The organism is Propionivibrio pelophilus DSM 12018 (assembly GCF_059569095.1).
Genome location: NZ_JCANUT010000001.1, coordinates 115,135 through 134,445 on the forward strand (window position 1 = coordinate 115,135; position 19,311 = coordinate 134,445).

The following is a 19,311-nucleotide window of genomic DNA, read 5'->3' on the forward strand; positions in this document are numbered from 1 at the left end:
TGAACTTTTCCCCCTTCCCGCGGGTCGGATGTTTCGTTTTTTATTTTTCACTTCGCGAAACACCGTTTCGCATCGCGATAAAATAAGAGGCAACAAACAAATAGCCCTTACAACAAGCAAGGTCGTTTCACCCCTGCAGCGTTCATCTACAATGAATGTTCCGCAGGCCAATCATCCGCAGACCAGGAGGCAAGTCATGGCACCAAATCCAGAACAACACTATCCTCTCGCCCAAGAAGATGCCGATCCGCAGGAAACCCTCGAATGGCTTTCGGCGCTGGCCGGAGTCCTAGAAAACGAAGGCGCCGAGCGCGCCCATTACCTGATCGAAAGGATGATCGCCCAGGCCCGCGAGGAAGGCATCGACATCCCGTACAGTGCGACGACCGAGTACGTGAACACCATCCCGGTCGAGCGCCAGGCGAATTACCCGGGCGACGCCACCCTGGAAATCCGCATCCGCAACTTCATCCGCTGGAACGCCATGGCCATGGTCATGCGCGCCAACAAGCACACCAACGTCGGCGGACACATCGCCTCCTTCGCTTCGTCGGCAGCGCTCTATGAAGTCGGTTTCAACTGGTTCTGGCGCGCCCCCTCTGAAAAGCACGGCGGCGATCTGGTATTTTTCCAGGGCCATTCGATTCCCGGCGTTTACTCCCGTGCCTTCCAGCTCGGCCAACTGACCGAGGAACATTTGAACAGTTTCCGCCAGGAAGTCGGCGGCAACGGCCTGTCGTCGTACCCCCACCCCTGGCTGATGCCTGACTTCTGGCAATTCCCGACCGTCTCGATGGGCCTCGGGCCGATCCAGGCGATCTATCAGGCGCGCTTCATGCGTTACCTGGAAAGCCGCAATCTCGTCGAGGCGCAGGACCGCAAGGTCTGGGCCTTCCTCGGCGACGGCGAGACGGACGAAGTCGAATCGCTCGGCGCCATCGGCATGGCTGCACGCGAGAAACTCGACAACCTGATCTTCGTCATCAACTGCAACCTGCAGCGCCTCGATGGTCCGGTACGCGGCAACGGCAAGATCATTCAGGAACTGGAAGGCACCTTCCGCGGCGCCGGCTGGAACGTCATCAAGCTGATCTGGGGCCGCCACTGGGACGTGCTGTTCGAGCGCGACAAAAAAGGCATCCTGAAGAAGCGCATGATGGAAATCGTCGACGGCGAATACCAGACCTTCAAGTCCAAGAACGGCGCCTACGTGCGCGAGAAGTTCTTCAACACGCCGGAGCTGAAGGAACTGATTGCCGACTGGACCGACGCCGACGTGTGGAACCTCAATCGCGGCGGCCACGACATCTTCAAGATCTTCAGCGCCTTCAAGGCCGCCGTCGAGCACAAGGGCCAGCCAACGCTGATCCTGGCCAAGACGGTCAAGGGCTACGGTATGGGCGAGGCCGGCGAAGCGATGAACATCTCGCACCAGCAGAAAAAACTCGACCGCACGTCCCTGCTCGGCTTCCGTGACCGCTTCAAGCTGCCGATCGGCGACGACGAAATCGAATCACTGCCGTACATCAAGTTCGACGAGGGCTCGGACGAACTCGCCTACATGCGCGAACGCCGCGCCGCGCTCGGCGGCAATCTGCCACAACGCCGCCGCACCGCCGCACCGCTGGAAATCCCGCCGCTGTCCGCCTTCGACCCGCTGCTGAAGGCTTCCGGCGAAGGCCGCGAGGTGTCGACGACGATGTCGATCGTGCGCGCACTGAACATCATGCTCAAGGACAAGAACATCGGCCGTCACGTGGTGCCGATCGTTCCCGACGAATCGCGCACCTTCGGCATGGAAGGGCTGTTCCGCCAGGTCGGCATCTGGAACCAGCAGGGCCAGCAATACCTGCCGGAAGACCATGACCAGCTGATGTTCTACAAGGAATCGAAGACCGGCCAGGTCCTGCAGGAAGGCATCAACGAAGCCGGTGCGATGAGCGACTGGATCGCCGCCGCCACCGCCTACTCGGTGCACGGCGTGCAGATGGTGCCGTTCTACATCTGCTATTCGATGTTCGGCTTCCAGCGCACCATGGACCTCTGCTGGGCAGCGGCCGACCAGCGCGCCCGCGGCTTCCTCGTCGGCGGCACGGCGGGGCGTACCACGCTGAACGGCGAAGGCCTGCAGCATGAGGACGGCCATTCGCTGATCCTCTCCGGATTGATCCCGAACTGCATCAGCTACGACCCGACCTTTGCGTTCGAGATCGCCGTGATCATGCAGGAAGGCATGCGCCGGATGTTCAAGGAGCAGGAGGACGTTTATTACTACCTGACGGTGATGAACGAGAACTACGAGCATCCGGAAATCCCGCAGGGTGCCGAGAAGGACATCATCAAAGGCATGTACCTGCTCCGCAAGGGCGCAAAGACCAAGGCGAAGAATCCGGCGCCGCGTGTCCAGCTGCTCGGTTCCGGCACGATCTTCCGCGAAGTCATCGCTGCCGCCGACCTGCTGAAGAACGACTGGGGCGTCGATGCCGACCTGTGGGGCTGCCCGAGCTTCAACGAACTGGCCCGCGACGGTCAGGACGCGCAGCGCTGGAACATGCTGCACCCGTCCGAGAAGCCGAAGCAGAGCCACGTCGAGCGCTGCCTCGGCAAGACCGAAGGCCCGATCATCGCCGCCAGCGACTACGTCCGCCTCTACGCCGAGCAGATCCGGCCGTTCATTGACCGCCGCTACGTCACGCTGGGCACCGACGGCTTCGGCCGCTCCGACACGCGCCAGGCGCTGCGGCACTTCTTCGAGGTCGACCGGCGCTGGGTCACCGTCGCCGCGCTCAAGGCGCTGGCCGACGAGGGCAGCATCGACCGCAGCAAGGTCGCCGAGGCCATCGTCAAGTACGGCATCGACATCAACAAACCGAACCCGATGACGGTCTAAAGGAGCGATTTCATGAGTCAAGCAATCGAAGTCAAAGTCCCGGACATCGGCGATTTTTCCCTCATCCCCGTCATCGAGCTGTGCGTCAAGGTAGGCGACACGGTGGAAGCCGACGCCCCGCTGATCACCCTCGAATCGGACAAGGCAACGATGGACGTCCCCGCGCCGCAAGCCGGCGTCGTCAAGGAACTGCGCGTCGGTCTCGGCGACCGGGTTTCCGAGGGAACTGTGATCGCCCTGATCGAACCGGTCGCGGCCGAAGCCCCGGTAGCGGAAGCGCCTGCCGCCGCCACCCCGGCGCCGAAACCCGTTGCGCCGCCAACGCCGCAAGCGCCGCGCGCACCGATCCCGGCGCCGCGCATCTCCAACGCGGAAGAGAAGCCCGTCCTCGGCAAGACGCACGCCAGCCCGTCGGTGCGCCTGTTCGCCCGCGAGCTCGGCGTCGACCTGACCAAGGTTCCGGCGTCCGGTCCCAAGGGACGCATCCTCAAGGAAGACGTCACCGCCTTCGTCAAGGGCGTGATGCAGGCCGGCCCGGTCGCCGGCGCGGCCGCCAGCCTTGGCGGCGGACTCGACCTGCTGCCCTGGCCGAAGGTCGATTTCGAGAAGTTCGGCCCGATCGAGGTGCAGCCGCTGTCGCGGATCAAGAGGATTTCCGGCCAGAACCTGGCGCGCAACTGGGTGATGATTCCGGCGGTCACCTACCACGAGGATGCCGACATCACCGACCTGGAAGCCTTCCGCGTCGCGCTGAACAAGGAAAATGAAAAACCCGGCGAAAAGTCGGGCGTGAAGATCACCATGCTCGCTTTCCTGATCAAGGCCTGCGAACTGGCGCTGAAGAAATTCCCCGAGTTCAACAGCTCACTCGACGGCGAGAATCTGGTGCTGAAGAAATACTTCAACATCGCCTTCGCCGCCGACACGCCGAACGGCCTCGTCGTTCCGGTGGTAAAGAACGTCGACCAGAAGTCGGTCAGCCAGATCGCCACGGAATGCGGCGAACTCGCCAAAAAAGCACGTGACGGGAAACTCGGCCCGGCCGACATGACCGGCGCCTGCTTCACCATCTCCAGCGTCGGCGGCATCGGCGGCACGGCGTTCTCGCCGATCGTCAATGCGCCGGAAGTGGCCATCCTCGGCGTTTCCAAGTCGGTGATGAAGCCGGTGTGGAACGGCAAGGAATTCGTCCCGCGCCTGACCCTGCCGCTGTCGCTCTCCGCCGACCACCGCGTCATCGACGGCGCGCTGGCCACCCGCTTCAACGTTTACCTCGCGCAGTTGCTCGCCGACATGCGCCGGGCGCTGGTCTGATCGGGAGGAACACATGAGCCAGATTATTGAAGTCAAGGTTCCCGACATCGGCGATTTCAAGAACGTGCCGGTCATCGACATCGTGGTGAAGGTCGGCGACAGCGTCAGCGCCGAAGACGCGCTGCTGACCCTCGAATCGGACAAGGCGACGATCGACGTTCCCTGCCCGACCGATGGGGTCATCAAGAAAATCACGGTAAAGGTCGGCGACAAGGTTTCCGAGGGCAGCGTCATCGCGCAGCTGGAAACCGCTGAAGCCGGCACCACCGAAGCGGCTCCGGCCGCAACGGTCACAGCCTCGCCTGCGCCGGAAGCTCCGGTTGCTGCGCAGGCGACTCCCGCATCCACTCCGGCCCCGGCTCCCGCCCCCGCCGCAGGCCAATTCACCGGCAAGGTGGATGTCGAGTGCGAAATGCTCGTCCTCGGCGCCGGTCCGGCCGGCTATTCGGCCGCCTTCCGCTCCGCCGACCTCGGCATGAAGACGGTCATCGTCGAACGCTACTCGACGCTCGGCGGCGTCTGCCTGAACGTCGGCTGCATTCCCTCGAAGGCGCTGCTGCACGTTGCCACGGTGATGGAAGAAGCCGCGCACATGGCGGAAACCGGCGTCACCTTCGCACCGCCGCAGATCGATCTCGACAAGCTGCGCGCGCACAAGGGCAAGGTCGTCGGCAAGCTGACCACCGGCCTCGCCGGCATGGCCAAGGCGCGCAAGGTCGACATCGTGCGTGGCTTCGGCACCTTCCTCGACGCCAACCACGTCGAGGTCGAGGTCACCGACGGCAAGGGCCAGGAAAAGACCGGGCAGCGCAAGGTCATCCACTTCCAGAAATGCATCATCGCCGCCGGCAGCGCGCCGGTGCATCTGCCGTTCCTGCCGCAGGACTCGCGCATCGTCGATTCGACGGGCGCGCTGGAGCTGCGCTTCGTGCCGGAGAAGCTGCTGGTCATCGGCGGCGGCATCATCGGTCTGGAAATGGCCACGGTGTATTCGCTGCTCGGCGCCCGCGTCGATGTCGTGGAAATGCTCGACGGCCTGATGCAGGGCCCCGACCGCGACGCCGTCAAGGTCTGGGAAAAGCAGAACCTGCACCGCTTCGACAATGTGATGCTGAAGACCAAGACCGTCGGCGTGGACATTCGTGACAGCGGCCTGCACGTCAAGTTCGAGGGCGAAAACGCTCCGGCCGATGCCGTCAGGTACGACATGATCCTGCAATCCGCCGGACGTTCGCCGAACGGCAAGAAGATCGGCGCCGAGAAGGCCGGCATCAACGTCACCGACCGCGGTTTCATCCCGGTCGACCGGGAGATGCGCACCAACGTGCCGCACATCTTCGCCATCGGCGACATCGTCGGCAACCCGATGCTGGCGCACAAGGGCGTGCATGAAGGCCACGTCGCCGCCGAAGTCGCCGCCGGGCAGAAGACCGGTTTCGACGCGACGGTGATCCCGAGCGTGGCCTACACGCATCCGGAAGTCGCCTGGGTCGGCTACACCGAAGCCCAGGCGCAGAAGGAAGGGCGCGCGGTGGAAACCGCCAAGTTCCCGTGGGCCGCCTCCGGCCGCGCCATCGCCAACGGTTGCGACTACGGCTTCACCAAGCTGATCTTCGACAAGGAAACGCATCGCGTCATCGGCGGTGCGATCGTCGGCCCCGCGGCCGGAGACATGATCGGCGAGGTCGCGCTGGCGATCGAAATGGGCTGCGACTCGGTGGATATCGCCAAGACAATCCACCCGCACCCGACGCTCGGCGAGAGCATCGGCATGGCCGCCGAAGTCGCGCACGGCACCTGCACGGATCTGCCGCCGGCACGCAAGAAATAGTCGTTTCCGACCGGCCATCGACGCGCCATTCGCGGATCAACCCGCGAATGGCGCTTTTTTCATCCTTGGTCAGCCATTGCCAACCGGGAAAAGCACACTCTTGTCGCGGCACATTCCAATTGTTTCGGCGATGCCTTTTCGTCATAATGACCGGTCTCCCGAAGGACCATCGCCATGGCATCTTCCAACACCAGCGTCATCGATGAGCGTGTACATATCCTGCATACGCGGTGGAGCAATTACCTCAACGGCGGGTCATTCGACCAGTTCATCGAATTCGCCGTGACGGTCAACAGCCTGGCCGAGCATTTCAGCCGGATGCGCCTGCCCGGACTGGTCAGGCTGTGCGAAGGACTGGAAAATCTGGCGCTGGCCCGCCTGGGCACCCCGGAATCGCACCCCCTTCCCGCCCAGGACATCGCCCTGCTGCAACGCCAGGTCAGCACACTCCTCGGCACCGTCGAAAATTCACGCAGCGCCCCCCGGGAGCGACGCCAGGAAGAACCCCGTGAGGAACCACGCAACATCGAGTGGATCAAGCCCCGCCTGGTGTGGCTGGTCGTCTCCGACGACATGCTCGACGCCGCCGATGCCCTGCGTCAGCAGATCGACTTCTTCGGTTTCCAGACCGAGGAAATCGGATGGAACGATCCCTTGCCGATCAGCGATGCGCCGCTGGCCGTGCTGTTCTTTCCCGGTTCCGATTCCGCAAACGACGAACACCGCAAGATTGACGAGATACGTTCGCATTGCGCCACCAGCCAGTTGATCTATGTCGGTGCGCAGCCGGCCATCGACAACATTGTCGCCCTGATGCGTTCGGGAATCGACCAGACGATCCCGATCGAGGAGGGCGCGACCATGGTCCTCAACTGCGTCCTCGACCTGGTACAGAACTTCGAGCCGGAGAAATACCGCGTGCTGGTCGTGGAAGACTCGCTCGTGGCGCTGACGCTGATCCAGCGCACGCTCTCCGAACATGGCATCGACAGCCGCGCCGTGCGCGACCCCGGCCGCCTCATCGAGGAAATGCGCAACTATCAGCCCGACCTGATCCTGATGGACATGCACATGCCCCGCTTCAACGGCGTCGAGGCGACCCGCGTGTTGCGCCAGATATCGACCTATCGCTCCCTGCCGATCGTCTATCTGTCCAGCGAATCGGACGTCAGCATGCAAGTCGAGGCCTTGCGCCTCGGCGGCGACCAGTTTCTCAACAAGCCGTTCAACCCGGTCCTGCTCGCCGCCGTCGTCAAGACCAAGATCGAGCGTTTTCGCGAGACGCTGCGTTCCACCCGGCACGACGGACTGACCGGACTGCTCAACCACACGGCGGCGAAGTCGCTACTGAAAGCGATGGTGGAGAGAACCACGCCCGCCTCGCAGCTTACCGTCGTGATGATCGACATCGACCATTTCAAGTCGATCAACGACACCTACGGCCATCCGGTCGGCGACCAGGTTATCCGCGGGCTCGCCTGGCTGCTCAAGGGCCGCCTGCGCTCATCCGACCTGATCGGCCGCTACGGCGGCGAGGAATTTCTGGTTGCGCTGTCGGATATCTCGACGGGGCAGGCCCGGGCGGTCATCGAACGCATCCGCGAGGATTTTTCCTTGCTGCCGCATGCGCATGCCAAAGGCGCACTGTTTGCCACGTTCAGCGCGGGCATCGCCTCGCTCAGCGAATTTCCAACGGCCCAATTGCTCACCGAAGCCGCCGACTTCGCCCTGCTGGAAGCCAAGCAACACGGGCGCAACCGCGTACGCCAGGCACGCGCCGACGACGAAAGTTTCCGTTTCCTGCAACCCTATCTGTTCCCGGACAACTCCTGAGCGTCAGAAGTCGTCTCAGGCCAGCAGCACGCATCCCCAGACGAGCGCTACATTCACCAGCGCCAGCAGGACCGCCGCGCTGCCGACGTCCTTGGCCCGTTTCGACAAGTGATGCCGATCGAGCGAGACGCGGTCCACGACGGCCTCGATCGCTGAATTGATCAGTTCGACGATCAACACCAGCAACACGCTGGCGATCATCAGCGCCCGCCCGGGCCAGGTCACCGGCAGGAAAAACGACGCGGGAATCAGAAGCAAGGCCAGAAACACTTCCTGGCGGAAAGCGTCCTCGCAGGTATAGGCGGCGCGAAAGCCGGCCAGTGAGTAGTGCAGCGCGTTCCAGACGCGTCGCAGGCCGGTTTTTCCCTTGAACGGGCTCTCTTCGGACACTTTTTTTCCTCGCAGGATCGACGGAAGCGGGCGAGTATACCTGCGGTCGTACTGCACTGGTTCAATTGCCATGGACGACGGCACATCCTCCAGCAACCTCGCCGGCATGTTCCGCGACGATCTGCCGATAAAGCACCGCCATGCGGCCGGCCAGGGCATCGCTCGACCATTCTGCCGCATAGCTGCACGCCTCGTCGGAAAGCTGCCGCCTCAGCCCTTCGTCGTTGAGCAGTCGCGTCAGGGCCAGGGCGAAGGCGTACGGATTGCCATCCGGCACCAGCGCACCGCGCTCCGGCCCGAGAATGTCCGCGGTTCCCATTTCCGCCAGCGCCACCACCGGCAGGCCGGTTGACATGGCTTCGAGCAAGACCAGCCCCTGCGTCTCGGTGCGCGAGGCGAAGACGAAGGCATCGGCGGCGGCGTAGCACGCCGGCAGTTCGCCGCCCCGGTCGAGATAGCCGATGAAGCGGACCCGGTCGCCGAGCCCGCGATTGGCGACCGCCTGCTGCAATGCCGGCAAGGCCGGACCGTCGCCGGCGATGACCAGCAGAAAATCCGGAACGCCCTCGCGCACCTGCTCGGCGACATCGAGCAGGAAGTCGATGTTCTTCTCATGCGCCACACGCCCGACGTAGAGTGCCACCCGCTTCGCTTCGTCGATGCCATGACGCGCGCGGAACCAGCCGCGCGCGCCCTCGGCGGGCGTATTCAGCGAGACGCCGGTCGGCAGTACGTGCTGCCTTGCGGTCACCCCGTACTCGGAGAGACGACGGCGCATCGCGGTTGACGGCACGATCACCGCATCCAGCGCATTGCACTGACGCTGCGAGAAGCGCCGCGCCAGCGCCTTCAGCCAGCCCGACGGCACCAGGGGCACGTAGTGCGCCAGATACTCCTCGAACAGGGTGTGATAGGTGGCAACGACCGGAACGCGGAAGCGGCGCGCCATCCGCATGCCCGCGTAGTGCGCGAGAAACGGCGTCTGCACATGAACGAGATCACCGCCCTCGGCGAGCGCAGCTTCGACCGCCCGGTTCATCGCGCCCCAGCGCGCCAAACGGTCCTCGGGGTCACCGGGAACCGGCCGTGCCGGCACCCGCCGAACCCATTCCTCGTCCTTCTCGCCGCCATACGCCGGCGCCACCAGCACAACGTCCACCCCGTGCGCCCGCAACGACTCCCGGTACGTCTGAATCGCCGTCGACACCCCGTTGATGCGGGGAAAGAACACATCGGACACCATCACGACACGCATGCAACCAGCTCCTTCGACAACCGCGGCGTTTCCTCGCCGACCTTGACCGGCGGTTCCATCCCGCCCCATTGAATGAGTTCCAGCGTCCCGTCCGGATGCTCGACGATGGCGGTACAGCTATCGACCCAGTCGCCGCAATTGACGTACGCCGTTCCGTCATCGCATTCACGAATCACCGCACTGTGGATGTGCCCGCAGATGATGCCGTCCAGCCCGCGTTGGCGTGCAGCGTGCAGCGCCGACTCCTCGAAGTCGAAGATGAACTGCAGGGCTTTCTTGACCCGCCGCTTGGCGTAGCCGGCCAAGGACCAGTAGCAGCGCATGCCGAAGCGGCGCCGGATCAGCGACAGCAGCATGTTCGCCCGGACCAGCAGGTCGTAGGCCACATCGCCGAGCACGGCGATCCAGCGATGATGGCGGGTGATCTGGTCGAACTCGTCGCCGTGCAGCAGCAGAAAGCGCCGCCCGTCAGCCAGCGTATGCACGTGCTCGCCGCAAATCTCGATGTCTCCGAACGAAATGTCGAGAAAATCGCGCAGCGCTTCGTCGTGGTTGCCGGGGATGAACACCACCCGCTCGCCATGCCGGGCGCGCCGCAGAATCTTCTGCACCACGGTATTCTGTTCCGGCGTCCACGCGATGCTGCGGCGCATCGCCCAGAAATCGACGATGTCACCGACGAGAAACAGGTTCTCGGCACTGTAGGTGCGCAGGAAGTCGAGCAGCCGGTCGGCCTGGCACGCCCGCGTGCCCAGATGGATGTCGGAGAGAAAAACGGAGCGGACCTTTTTCATGCCGGCATGGTGCGGTCCGATCGTTACGCACCGGTGTCATTGCCATTACGTTTTTGTTTTTGGACCGCTGCGGTGATTCGATAAAATAGCCGCTCCCCTCAGATCCTCAATCCTACGAAGAAACAAGCCATGACCCAGACCATGACCCAGGACGAAATGAAACAGGCCGTCGCCCGCGCCGCCCTTGAATACGTTGTTGAAGGCCGCATCGTCGGCGTCGGCACCGGCTCCACCGCCCGGATGTTCATCGAAGCCCTCGCCGGGATGAAAGACAAAATCGCCGGCGCCGTCGCCAGTTCCGAGGACACCCGCCAGCGCCTCGAAGGCCACGGCATCAAGGTTTTCGACCTCAACGAAATCACCGACATGCCGGTGTACATCGACGGCGCTGACGAAATCACTCCGGAAATGCACATGATCAAGGGTGGCGGCGGCGCGCTCACGCGCGAGAAGATCGTCGCGGCGGTCGCCGGCAAGTTCATCTGCATCGTCGACGGCACCAAGGTCGTCGACTACCTCGGCCGCTTTCCCCTGCCCGTCGAGGTCATCCCGATGGCCAGCGCCCACGTCGCGCGTGAGCTCGCCAAGCTCGGCGGCACGCCGGTGATTCGCGAAGGCTTCGTCACCGACAACGGCAACCTGATTCTCGACGTCAAGGGCCTGCAGATCCTCGACCCGGTCGACCTCGAAACGCGCATCAACCAGATCGCCGGCGTGGTGACCAACGGCCTGTTCGCGCTCCGCCCGGCCGATGTCTGCCTCATCGGCACCCCCGAAGGCGTGAAAACGATGACTGCGGACTGAAACAAAACTGTAATCTTGTCCCGCTAGAATTCGCGGGACGAACCCCTTACACGCAAAAGCGCCGGAGACAGAGGCATGAACGAGCAGCATACGTCGAAGAATTTCGATCTTGAACTGGAAAGCCTGCGCACCCGCGTGCTGCAGATGGGCGGGCTCGCCGAGGAGCAGGTCCGCAAGGCCGTCGACGGGCTGTACAGCGGCGACATCCCTCTGCTGGAGGGCGTCATCCGCGACGACGAGAAGATCAACCAACTGGAAATCGACATCGACGCGCTGTGCAACCAGGTGATTGCCAAACGCCAGCCGACCGCCATCGACCTGCGCATGGTCGTCTCGGTCATGAAGACGATCTCCGACATCGAGCGCGTCGGCGACAAGGCGCGCAAGATCGCCCGCCTCGGTATCTCGATCAACAGCCAGAACAGCGGCGCACCGGTCAACGTCGAACTGAACCACATGACCGACACGGCGCTGAGGATGCTCCGCCAGTCCCTGGACGGATTCGCCCGCCTCGACCTCGCCCTGGTCACCGAGGCCGTGCGCCTCGACGAGCAGGTCAACGCCGAGTACCGCGGCATCGCGCGGCAACTGGTCACCTACATGATGGAAGATCCGCGCACGATCACTCGCTCGCTGGACATCCTGACCATCGCCAAGGCCATCGAGCGCATCGGCGATCACGCGACGAACATCGCCGAGTACGTCGTCTACATGATCAAGGGGCTCAACGTGCGGCACGCCAGCCTCGACGAAGTCGAAGCGCAACTGAAGGGCGACTGACGCGTCGCGAAAAGATAGTGGCTTCTCGTAACATGGCGGACATCTGCCTGTAACGAGAAGCCGATATCGTTCCTCCAAAACGACGACGAAGGAGGAGCGATGAGCACGCAAGACATACCGAATCCCGGCTGGCTGTTGACGGCCCCACAGACAGTTTCACGCCAGCCCGCCCTCTCGGTCGGACTCGCCATCAGCGCATCGGAAATCGAGGCAGCACAGCGGCTCCGCTACAAGGTGTTTGCCGAGGAACTCGGCGCCAGGCTGACCTGCCCGGTGCCGCGCGTCGACGAAGACATCTACGACCCCTTCTGTCGCCATCTCGTCGTCCGCGACAACCGCACCAGCGCCGTTGTCGGCACCTACCGCATTCTCCCGCCGGAAAACGCCGCGGTGATCGGCCACTACTACACCGAGGGCGAATTCGACATCAGCCGCCTGTCACATCTGCGGCCGAACATAGTCGAGGTCGGGCGGGCCTGCGTGCATCCCGATTACCGGATCGGCGCCACGATCGCTCTGCTCTGGTCCGGGCTGATACGCTACATGCACCAGAACGGCCATAGCCACCTGCTCGGCAGTTGCGCCATCAGCATGGCCGACGGCGGGCATGCCGCCGCCAGCCTCTACGCCCGCCTGCAGGAATACATGATTTCACCCGAATACCGGGTTTTTCCGCGCTGCCCGTTACCGATCGAGGCGTTGCGCCGCAACGTGCCGGCCGCCGTTCCGCCCCTGCTCAAGGGCTATCTGCGCGCCGGCGCCTCGATCTGCGGCGCCCCGGCATGGGATCCCGACTTCAACACCGCCGACCTGGCGCTGCTGCTCCCTCTGGCCAGCATCGCCGCGCGCTACGCCCGCCACTTCGTCAGGCGCAACGCCTGAGGCAACCTGCACAGGAAGGCAATCCGGAGATCAATACGCCACCTGGTACAGTATCTCGCCGGTCTGCTGGACGTAATAGACGATCCGGCTGATCTGGAAGGGCACGTCGTATTCGAAGGTCGTCGTCTGTCGCGTCCGTTTCACCACCGGCAACAGCTTCTCGCCGCGGTCATTGACGAACCGTGCCTCGGCGACCTTGCCGACGAACAGGACCGAGACGGTTGCGTCATGCAGTTCCTGCGCCTTCTCCTCGCTTACCGGAATTTCCTGATTGAAATAGAACTTGTTCCGGTCGAGCTGGAAACCGTCCTGAACGAGGAGGCTGTCGATCGGGATGGCCACCCCATGGATCTCGCGCGTCGTCACCGCTTCGGTGCCGGGCGCCGCCGCGGCTGCAGCACTCTCCGCGGGCAGCACGTGATCGCTGATTGCGCACGTCACGTACCCTTCGCGAAAGCCTGACGCCGGACAGCCGTAGCCGTTCTTGCCGCCAAAGTGGTACACCTGCCGCGCCGCGTTGTAGCTGGCCGAGAGTCCGCCAATCAGGAAGGCGTATGCATCCTTCGTGCTGATCGGTTTCAGGACCTTTTCCGTATCCGCGGCACGCGCCACGAACTGGGCCAGAGATTCGTCCTTCTTCTTTTCGAGCGCACCTAACTGCTTTTTGAAAATCTCGAAGAAGCGCTTCTCATCAACTCCCGCATAGTGTTCCGGCAATTGCCCCTGCCCTTCCTCGAAAGGTTGCAGGAGCGGCGCCTTTTCCTTCGGCGGCGCTTTCTTCTTTTTCTTGGCCGCCAGCGCCGACGTGCTGGCAGACACGCCGACAGCCAGCGCCAGAATCGTCACGAAGGCATTTTTTTTCATCGTCCCCCCGCGAAAGACTCAGGCGCCGGGAGGCACGTAGCCCTGAACCTGATCGGCCCCCTCGCCGAAGAAATGCTTCTCGACCTGTTCAGCAAGATACTTCCGGTGCCCGGCATCGGCCAGATTCAGCCGATTTTCGTTGATGACCATCGTCTGCATGCGGATCCACTGCTGCCAGGCTTCCTTCGAGACGTTCTCGAAAATCCGCTTGCCGAGTTCGCCCGGATAGGGCGGGAAATCCAGGCCTTCCGCTTCGCGTCCCAGCTTGATGCAATTAACCATGCGTGCCATAAAAATAACTCCGTCAATAAAGGGGTGAATCAAACCGCTCCGCTCAAAATTACCGACTAGAGCGTCTTGGCAAAAATCTTCGAGCGGCGCTGCAGGTTATAAACCAGACGCTTTTCCTCGGGCAGCTCGGCCAACGTCTTTTCGACAAAGCCGCGCTCGCGGAACCAGTGCGCCGTCACCGTCGTCAGCACGAACAACTCCTTGATGCCGACCGCCCGCGCACGGGTCTCGATGCGCTTCATCAATTTCTCGCCATAGCCCCAGCGCCGGTAATTCGGATGCACGGCGACGCAGGCGAGTTCGGCCTGATCGTCGGTGTAGGGGTACAACGCCGCGCACCCGACGATCATCCCGTCGTGTTCAACCACCGAGAAGCGCGTGATTTCGCGTTCGAGCAGTTCGCGCGAGCGGCGCACCAGCGTGCCGTTCTCTTCCAGCGGCTCGATCAACGCGACCAGCCCGCCGATATCATCGGCTCGCGCATCGCGCAGGATTTCCAGCGATTCGCGTGTAACGATTGTTCCGACGCCGTCACGCGAGAAAAGTTCGAGCAGCAGCGTGCCATCCTCGTTGTAACCGATCAAATGCACACGTCCGACGCCCGCCCGGCTCGCCCGCACGGCGCACGGCAGATAGCGCCGGATATCCGGTGAAAGCCCCGCCCCCTCGGTAATCAGGCGCTCGGCCGCATCCGCCGTCAGTTCGTCGAGCAATTGTCCCTGGCTGTCGGAGACACCTTGGCTATCAGTCAGGAAAATCAGCTTGTCGGCACCGATGGCGGTCGCCGTCGCCTCGGCGACTTCTTCCATCGCCAGGTTGAAGATTTCCCCGGTAGGGCTGGCACCGAGACAGGAGAGGATCACGATGTTGCCAATACGCAACTGCCCGCGGATGCCCTCCGCGTCGATCTTGCGCACTACGCCGGCGTACTGCATGTCGACGCCGTCGATCACGCCGACCGGCTTGGCGGTGATGAAGTTGCCGGCCACCACGCGAATCGTGCTGTTGGCCATTGGCGTGTCGGGCAACCCCTGCGACAACAGGGCGTCGATTTCGATGTACACGCTGCCCACCGCATCGATGACGCAGTCTAGCGTCGCCGCATCGGTAACCCGGTAGCCGGCATGCGTCTTCGATTCCAGCCCCTTCTCGCGCAATTCTTCCTCGATTTGCGGCCGCGCGCCATGCACCAGCACCAAGCGCACGCCCAAGGCCGCCAGCAGGTTGGCGTCGTACGCCAGCGTTCGCGCAAACGGGCCGGAGATGGCCTTGCCGCCGAAAGCGATGACGAAGGTCTTGCCGCGGAAAAGGTTGATGTACGGGGCGACCGACCGGAACAGCGAAACGAATTGCGAAGCGCTCAGGGCATCGAACATGGTGTCATCAATCCTTCCCGTTTTTCGGTTTTTCGTCAGTCAGCGCCCGCTCCAGGCGCTCGCAGATGGTCTTCAGGATCTTCACGCGCGCGAACGACTTGTCATCGGCCTCGACCAGCGTCCAGGGCGCCGTGCCGGTACTGGTGCGGTCCACCATGTCGCACACGGCGGCGTGGTAGGCCGGACGCTTCTCGCGGTTGCGCCAATCCTCGTCGGTAATCTTGAAACGCTTGAACGGAATCTTCTCACGCTCCTTGAAGCGCCTCAATTGTTCCTTGTCGCTGATCTGCAACCAGAACTTGATGACGATCGCGCCGTCCTCGTGCAACTCATGCTCGAAGTCGTTGATCTCGGTGTAGGCTCGCAGCCAGTCGGCCTCCGTGCAAAAGCCCTCGACGCGCTCGACGAGCACCCTGCCGCACCAGGTCCGATCGAAGATGGTCACCCGGCCGTGACGCGGAATGTGCCGCCAGAAGCGCCAGAGATACGGCTGCGCCCGCTCTTCCTCCGTTGGTGCGGCCACCGGAACGATCTGGTAACGCCTGGCGTCGAGCGCCGCCGTCACCCGCCGGACGCTCCCGCCCTTGCCCGCTGCATCCGCGCCCTCGAAGGCCAGGATCAGCGAGCGGTGAGCAAACGCCGGGTGGCGGACGAGGTCGGCGAGGCGCCCCTGCCACTTGGCCAGTTGCGTTTCGTATGTCTTCTTGTCCAGCTTCTGCGTCAGATCCAGCGCCGTCAGCACGTCCAGGCTGTCGGTCTTCTGGACGATCGGCGGCGCCACCGGGAACCCCTGGTCGCGGGTATCCGCCAGCCGTTTCCGCAGGGCATCGAGAATGACCTTGCCGACCGTCAGCGAGCGATAGCGATCGTCGGTGCCTTCGATGACGATCCACGGTGCCCAGGGTGTGTTGGTCATGCGCAGGATATGCCCGGCGGCTTCCTGAAGCTTGCCGTAGGTCTTCACCCGCGCCCAGCTCTCCTTGGTCACGCGCCAGGCGGTGCGCGGATCGCTCTCCAGCGCTTTCAACCGTTGCCGCTGGCCGTCTTTTGAAAGATGGAACCAGAATTTCAGAACCAGCGCGCCCTCATTGACCAGCATGGCCTCGAAGCGGTTGATCTGATCCATCCGCTGATCGAGGTCGCCGCGCGACAGTTTGCCGGCGATGCGCTCAGCGATCGGCGCCGAGTACCACGAGCCGGCGAAGATGCCCATCCGCCCCTTGGGCGGCAAGGCGCGCCAGAAGCGCCACATGAACGGCCGCTCGCGCTCCTCGTCGGACGGCGCAGTAAAAGCCAGCGTGGACAGGAAGCGCGGGTCCATCCATTCGTAAAGAACGTTGATCGTCTCGCTCTTGCCCGCCCCATCGACCCCGCAGATCAGGATCACCACCGGGAAACTGCCGTTCTCGCGCAGATCGAACTGCGCGTCGAGCAGCGCCTCGCGCAACTTGGGAACTTCGGCACGAAACGTCTTCTTGTCGATCGCGTGCCCCAGTTCCGCCGACTCAAACATCGCCCGCCCCTCCGAAGTCACCCAAGTCGCCCCACAGACACTGGATCGCCGCCAACGCGGCGAGCCCGGCCGTTTCCGTACGCAACACCCGCGGGCCCAGGCGGATACCGGCAAATCCGGCTTCGACGGCCATCGCATCTTCCTCCGGTGCGAACCCGCCTTCGGGTCCGATCAGCAGTTCGACACGCCGTCCGCTGTCGGGCCGGAGCAATGTCTGCAGGGTATTGGCCGAACGCGGATCAAGCATCAGGCGCAAAACGTCGCCATCAGCCGGCCGTGCCAGCCACTGCCGCAAGCTTTCCAGCTCGCGGATTTCCGGGAGGCGATTACGCCCGCACTGTTCGCAGGCCGATGCTGCCACGGCGCGCCAGTGTTCCACCCGCCGCCGCGCCCGCTCCCCCTCCAGGCGCACCACGCTGCGTTGCGAGGCCACCGGAACGATCCGCTGCGCGCCCAGTTCGACGGCTTTCTGTACGGTCAGATCCATTTTCTCGCCCGCCTGCAGGGCCTGAACGAGGGTAATCGCGAGCGGCGATTCGCATTCGTTGTCGCGCCACGCTTCCAGTTCGGCAAGTACCTCGTCGCGCCCGCAACGGGCGATCCGCGCCGGGTATTCGCCGCCCCGCCCGTCAAACAGGATCAGGGCATCACCTTCACGCAACCGAAGCACCCGGGCGGCATGTCGCGCAGCACTTTCGGAGAGCGCGACGCACGCACCCGCGGACAGGGTTTCAGGGCTGTAGAATCGGGGCGCATTCATGGCGGCTATTATAAAAGTAACCGTTGATTCACGCTGAGAAAGGAGACCTTCGTGGTAGCCATCAATCCCCCCGTCTGCGACTTCGGCTGGAAAGCCGCCGACTTCGAATTGTGCGATACCGACGGAAAGCGCTGGACGCTCGAATCGCTGCGCGGCCCCAGAGGCCTGCTTGTCATGTTCATCTGCAACCACTGCCCGTATGTCATATCGGTCATCGACCGTTTGTGCCGCGACATGAAGGAACTGCAGCGGCTCGATTTCGGCGTCGCCGCGATCATGAGCAACGACACCGTCACCTATCCCGACGATGCGCCGGACAAGATGAAGATTTTGGCGCGAGAACACGGTTTCACCTTCCCCTACCTGTTCGACGCGACCCAGACCGTCGCCCGCGCTTACGGCGCGGTGTGCACCCCGGACTTCTTCGGCTTCAACCAAGACCTCGAACTACAGTACCGCGGCCGCCTCGACTCCAGCGGCCGGGCGGCCGCAAGCACGGAAACCCGCCGCGAACTGGTCGAGGCGATGCGCCAGATCGCGGCGACCGGCAAGGGGCCCGCTGACCAGATTGCCAGCATCGGCTGCTCGATCAAGTGGAAAGCGCCCTGAGCCAGAGCTCGCAATATCGCCCGCTCGACCGCAGGCAAGTTCTGGTCCTTGGACCCCGAGGCAAGGATCCAAGGGCGATTGCCGGAAATGCGAATCCATCATCATGCGACTGTCCGGCGAGACGGCAAAGGTCTCGGACCACATGCTACGATCGAAGGAAATTTCACTGAAAGGAACGACGAGATGTCCGCACCCGCACGCATCGGATTCATCGGAGCCGGCCTGATGGGACACGGCATGGCCAGCCACCTGCTCGCCGCCGGCCATCCCTTGACGGTATTCATCCATCGCCACCGTCAGGGCATCGATCAACTCGTCGAGCGCGGCGCGCAGGAGACGGACAGTCTACCCGACCTAGCCGCAGCGAGCGACGTCATCCTGCTGTGCGTCAGCAATGCCGACATCGTGCGCAGCGTGCTTGAACGTCTCTCAACGGAGTTACGCCCTGGCACACTGGTAATCGACGCCACGACATCGCACCCGAAAGTCACACGGGACGTCGCCGCCATGCTCGCGACGAAAGGCATCCGCTACGCCGACGCCCCGGTCACGGGCGGCCCCAACGAATCGGCTGCCGGCAAACTCGGCACGCTCGTTGGCTGCAACACCGACGACTTCGAAGCGGTGAAGGAAATCGTTTCCTGCTATTCGCGCGTCGTCCAGCGGATTGGCGAGATCGGCACCGGGCATCAGGCGAAACTGCTGAACAATTTCGTCACACAGGGCACCGGTGCGCTGCTGGCGGAGGCCTACCGGCGTGCCCGCGATTACGGCGTCGACTGGAAAGCGCTGTACGCGGTCATGGAAGCCGGCGCCGCACGCTCCGGAACGCTGGAAAAGATGGTCAAACCGGCGCTCGACGGCGACTTCGAAGGCAGCCGCTTCACGCTGCGCAATGCGCTCAAGGACTACAGCTACTTCTGCGACCTGGCCGACAACTCGCCGCGCGGCTCCTGCCGACTGGCCAACGACATTCGCGACATCTTCCAGCAGGCGGTCGATGCCGGGCACGGCGACCACTACGTCAGCACCCTGCTCGATCCGGGACTCGACGACCAGCGCGGATAACCGCGAATAAACACGGACAAAAAAAGCGGCCCGAAGGCCGCTTTTTTGCGGGAATGC

At 63.3% G+C, this 19,311-nt stretch carries 17 protein-coding genes; 9 read left to right on the forward strand and 8 right to left on the reverse strand.

Annotated features, from left to right (window positions below; all coding sequences use genetic code 11):
- Nucleotides 1–196: 196 nt before the first annotated feature.
- The 4 genes from aceE (at nt 197) to BO74_RS00640 (ending at nt 7,868) form a co-directional block, all read left to right on the forward strand.
- Nucleotides 197–2,890, forward strand: coding sequence for a pyruvate dehydrogenase (acetyl-transferring), homodimeric type (gene aceE, locus BO74_RS00625; RefSeq protein ID WP_496439264.1), 2,694 nt, complete (start codon nt 197–199; stop codon nt 2,888–2,890).
- A gap of 12 nt (nt 2,891–2,902) precedes the next feature.
- Nucleotides 2,903–4,204: a dihydrolipoyllysine-residue acetyltransferase gene (aceF, locus tag BO74_RS00630; protein WP_496439266.1), complete on the forward strand. Its 1,302-nt coding sequence runs from the start codon at nt 2,903–2,905 to the stop codon at nt 4,202–4,204.
- Nucleotides 4,205–4,217: 13 nt separating this feature from the next.
- On the forward strand, nt 4,218–6,035 hold the full coding sequence (lpdA, locus tag BO74_RS00635) for a dihydrolipoyl dehydrogenase (protein WP_496439267.1): 1,818 nt from the start codon (nt 4,218–4,220) through the stop codon (nt 6,033–6,035).
- 174 nt (nt 6,036–6,209) lie between these two features.
- Nucleotides 6,210–7,868 carry a GGDEF domain-containing response regulator gene (locus BO74_RS00640; RefSeq protein ID WP_496439268.1) on the forward strand — a complete coding sequence of 553 codons (1,659 nt, stop codon included), beginning with the start codon at nt 6,210–6,212 and terminating at the stop codon, nt 7,866–7,868.
- Nucleotides 7,869–7,883: 15 nt separating this feature from the next.
- Here the strand turns inward: BO74_RS00640 and BO74_RS00645 are convergent, their stop codons facing one another.
- The 3 genes from BO74_RS00645 to BO74_RS00655 form a co-directional block, all read right to left on the reverse strand.
- Nucleotides 7,884–8,258: a diacylglycerol kinase gene (locus BO74_RS00645; protein WP_496439269.1), complete on the reverse strand. Its 375-nt coding sequence runs from the start codon at nt 8,256–8,258 to the stop codon at nt 7,884–7,886.
- Between the two features lie 61 nt (nt 8,259–8,319).
- On the reverse strand, nt 8,320–9,513 hold the full coding sequence (locus BO74_RS00650; protein WP_496439270.1) for a glycosyltransferase: 1,194 nt from the start codon (nt 9,511–9,513) through the stop codon (nt 8,320–8,322).
- Complete coding sequence (locus BO74_RS00655; RefSeq protein WP_496439271.1) at nt 9,501–10,307, reverse strand: UDP-2,3-diacylglucosamine diphosphatase; 807 nt, start codon at nt 10,305–10,307, stop codon at nt 9,501–9,503. Before BO74_RS00655 ends, BO74_RS00650 begins: the two co-directional genes overlap by 13 nt.
- A 141-nt stretch (nt 10,308–10,448) precedes the next feature.
- On the opposite strand from BO74_RS00655, the gene rpiA reads away from it, so the two are divergent.
- The 3 genes from rpiA (at nt 10,449) to BO74_RS00670 (ending at nt 12,773) form a co-directional block, all read left to right on the forward strand.
- The gene (gene rpiA / locus BO74_RS00660; RefSeq protein WP_496439466.1) at nt 10,449–11,111 is read left to right on the forward strand and encodes a ribose-5-phosphate isomerase RpiA; all 663 of its coding nucleotides are present in this window, start codon (nt 10,449–10,451) and stop codon (nt 11,109–11,111) included.
- Between the two features lie 75 nt (nt 11,112–11,186).
- Nucleotides 11,187–11,891 (forward strand): phosphate signaling complex protein PhoU, encoded by a 705-nt coding sequence (gene phoU / locus BO74_RS00665; RefSeq protein WP_496439272.1) that lies wholly within the window; start codon nt 11,187–11,189, stop codon nt 11,889–11,891.
- A 99-nt stretch (nt 11,892–11,990) separates the two neighbouring features.
- A complete protein-coding gene (locus tag BO74_RS00670) occupies nt 11,991–12,773 on the forward strand; it encodes a GNAT family N-acetyltransferase (RefSeq protein ID WP_496439273.1) in 783 nt (260 codons plus the stop codon).
- A gap of 30 nt (nt 12,774–12,803) precedes the next feature.
- Here BO74_RS00670 and BO74_RS00675 read toward each other — a convergent pair whose 3' ends face one another.
- From BO74_RS00675 to BO74_RS00695, 5 genes are read right to left on the reverse strand one after another with little or no spacing between them, the layout of a single operon-like run.
- Nucleotides 12,804–13,637 carry a hypothetical protein gene (locus tag BO74_RS00675; protein WP_496439274.1) on the reverse strand — a complete coding sequence of 278 codons (834 nt, stop codon included), beginning with the start codon at nt 13,635–13,637 and terminating at the stop codon, nt 12,804–12,806.
- An 18-nt stretch (nt 13,638–13,655) separates the two neighbouring features.
- Nucleotides 13,656–13,928, reverse strand: coding sequence for an oxidative damage protection protein (locus tag BO74_RS00680; protein ID WP_496439275.1), 273 nt, complete (start codon nt 13,926–13,928; stop codon nt 13,656–13,658).
- Nucleotides 13,929–13,984: 56 nt separating this feature from the next.
- On the reverse strand, nt 13,985–15,304 hold the full coding sequence (gene argA / locus BO74_RS00685) for an amino-acid N-acetyltransferase (RefSeq protein WP_496439276.1): 1,320 nt from the start codon (nt 15,302–15,304) through the stop codon (nt 13,985–13,987).
- 7 nt (nt 15,305–15,311) lie between these two features.
- A complete protein-coding gene (gene pap / locus BO74_RS00690; RefSeq protein WP_496439277.1) occupies nt 15,312–16,817 on the reverse strand; it encodes a polyphosphate:AMP phosphotransferase in 1,506 nt (501 codons plus the stop codon).
- Complete coding sequence (locus BO74_RS00695; RefSeq protein ID WP_496439279.1) at nt 16,810–17,577, reverse strand: 16S rRNA (uracil(1498)-N(3))-methyltransferase; 768 nt, start codon at nt 17,575–17,577, stop codon at nt 16,810–16,812. Before BO74_RS00695 ends, pap begins: the two co-directional genes overlap by 8 nt.
- A 51-nt stretch (nt 17,578–17,628) precedes the next feature.
- Here BO74_RS00695 and BO74_RS00700 point away from each other — a divergent pair, with 51 nt between their 5' ends.
- Both BO74_RS00700 and BO74_RS00705 read left to right on the forward strand, forming a co-directional pair.
- The gene (locus BO74_RS00700) at nt 17,629–18,186 is read left to right on the forward strand and encodes a thioredoxin family protein (protein ID WP_496439281.1); all 558 of its coding nucleotides are present in this window, start codon (nt 17,629–17,631) and stop codon (nt 18,184–18,186) included.
- Nucleotides 18,187–18,369: 183 nt separating this feature from the next.
- Nucleotides 18,370–19,254, forward strand: a complete 885-nt coding sequence (locus BO74_RS00705; RefSeq protein ID WP_496439282.1) for an NAD(P)-dependent oxidoreductase — start codon at nt 18,370–18,372, stop codon at nt 19,252–19,254.
- Nucleotides 19,255–19,311: the final 57 nt, after the last annotated feature.

Bases quoted from the DNA above. Each gene is read 5' to 3' on its own strand.
- aceE (WP_496439264.1), top strand. From the start codon at position 197: ATGGCACCAAATCCAGAACAACACTATCCTCTCGCCCAAGAAGATGCC.
- aceF (WP_496439266.1), top strand. From the start codon at position 2,903: ATGAGTCAAGCAATCGAAGTCAAAGTCCCGGACATCGGCGATTTTTCC.
- lpdA (WP_496439267.1), top strand. From the start codon at position 4,218: ATGAGCCAGATTATTGAAGTCAAGGTTCCCGACATCGGCGATTTCAAG.
- BO74_RS00640 (WP_496439268.1), top strand. From the start codon at position 6,210: ATGGCATCTTCCAACACCAGCGTCATCGATGAGCGTGTACATATCCTG.
- BO74_RS00650 (WP_496439270.1), bottom strand. From the start codon at position 9,513: ATGCGTGTCGTGATGGTGTCCGATGTGTTCTTTCCCCGCATCAACGGG.
- BO74_RS00655 (WP_496439271.1), bottom strand. From the start codon at position 10,307: ATGAAAAAGGTCCGCTCCGTTTTTCTCTCCGACATCCATCTGGGCACG.
- rpiA (WP_496439466.1), top strand. From the start codon at position 10,449: ATGACCCAGGACGAAATGAAACAGGCCGTCGCCCGCGCCGCCCTTGAA.
- phoU (WP_496439272.1), top strand. From the start codon at position 11,187: ATGAACGAGCAGCATACGTCGAAGAATTTCGATCTTGAACTGGAAAGC.
- BO74_RS00670 (WP_496439273.1), top strand. From the start codon at position 11,991: ATGAGCACGCAAGACATACCGAATCCCGGCTGGCTGTTGACGGCCCCA.
- BO74_RS00675 (WP_496439274.1), bottom strand. From the start codon at position 13,637: ATGAAAAAAAATGCCTTCGTGACGATTCTGGCGCTGGCTGTCGGCGTG.
- BO74_RS00680 (WP_496439275.1), bottom strand. From the start codon at position 13,928: ATGGCACGCATGGTTAATTGCATCAAGCTGGGACGCGAAGCGGAAGGC.
- argA (WP_496439276.1), bottom strand. From the start codon at position 15,304: ATGTTCGATGCCCTGAGCGCTTCGCAATTCGTTTCGCTGTTCCGGTCG.
- pap (WP_496439277.1), bottom strand. From the start codon at position 16,817: ATGTTTGAGTCGGCGGAACTGGGGCACGCGATCGACAAGAAGACGTTT.
- BO74_RS00695 (WP_496439279.1), bottom strand. From the start codon at position 17,577: ATGAATGCGCCCCGATTCTACAGCCCTGAAACCCTGTCCGCGGGTGCG.
- BO74_RS00705 (WP_496439282.1), top strand. From the start codon at position 18,370: ATGTCCGCACCCGCACGCATCGGATTCATCGGAGCCGGCCTGATGGGA.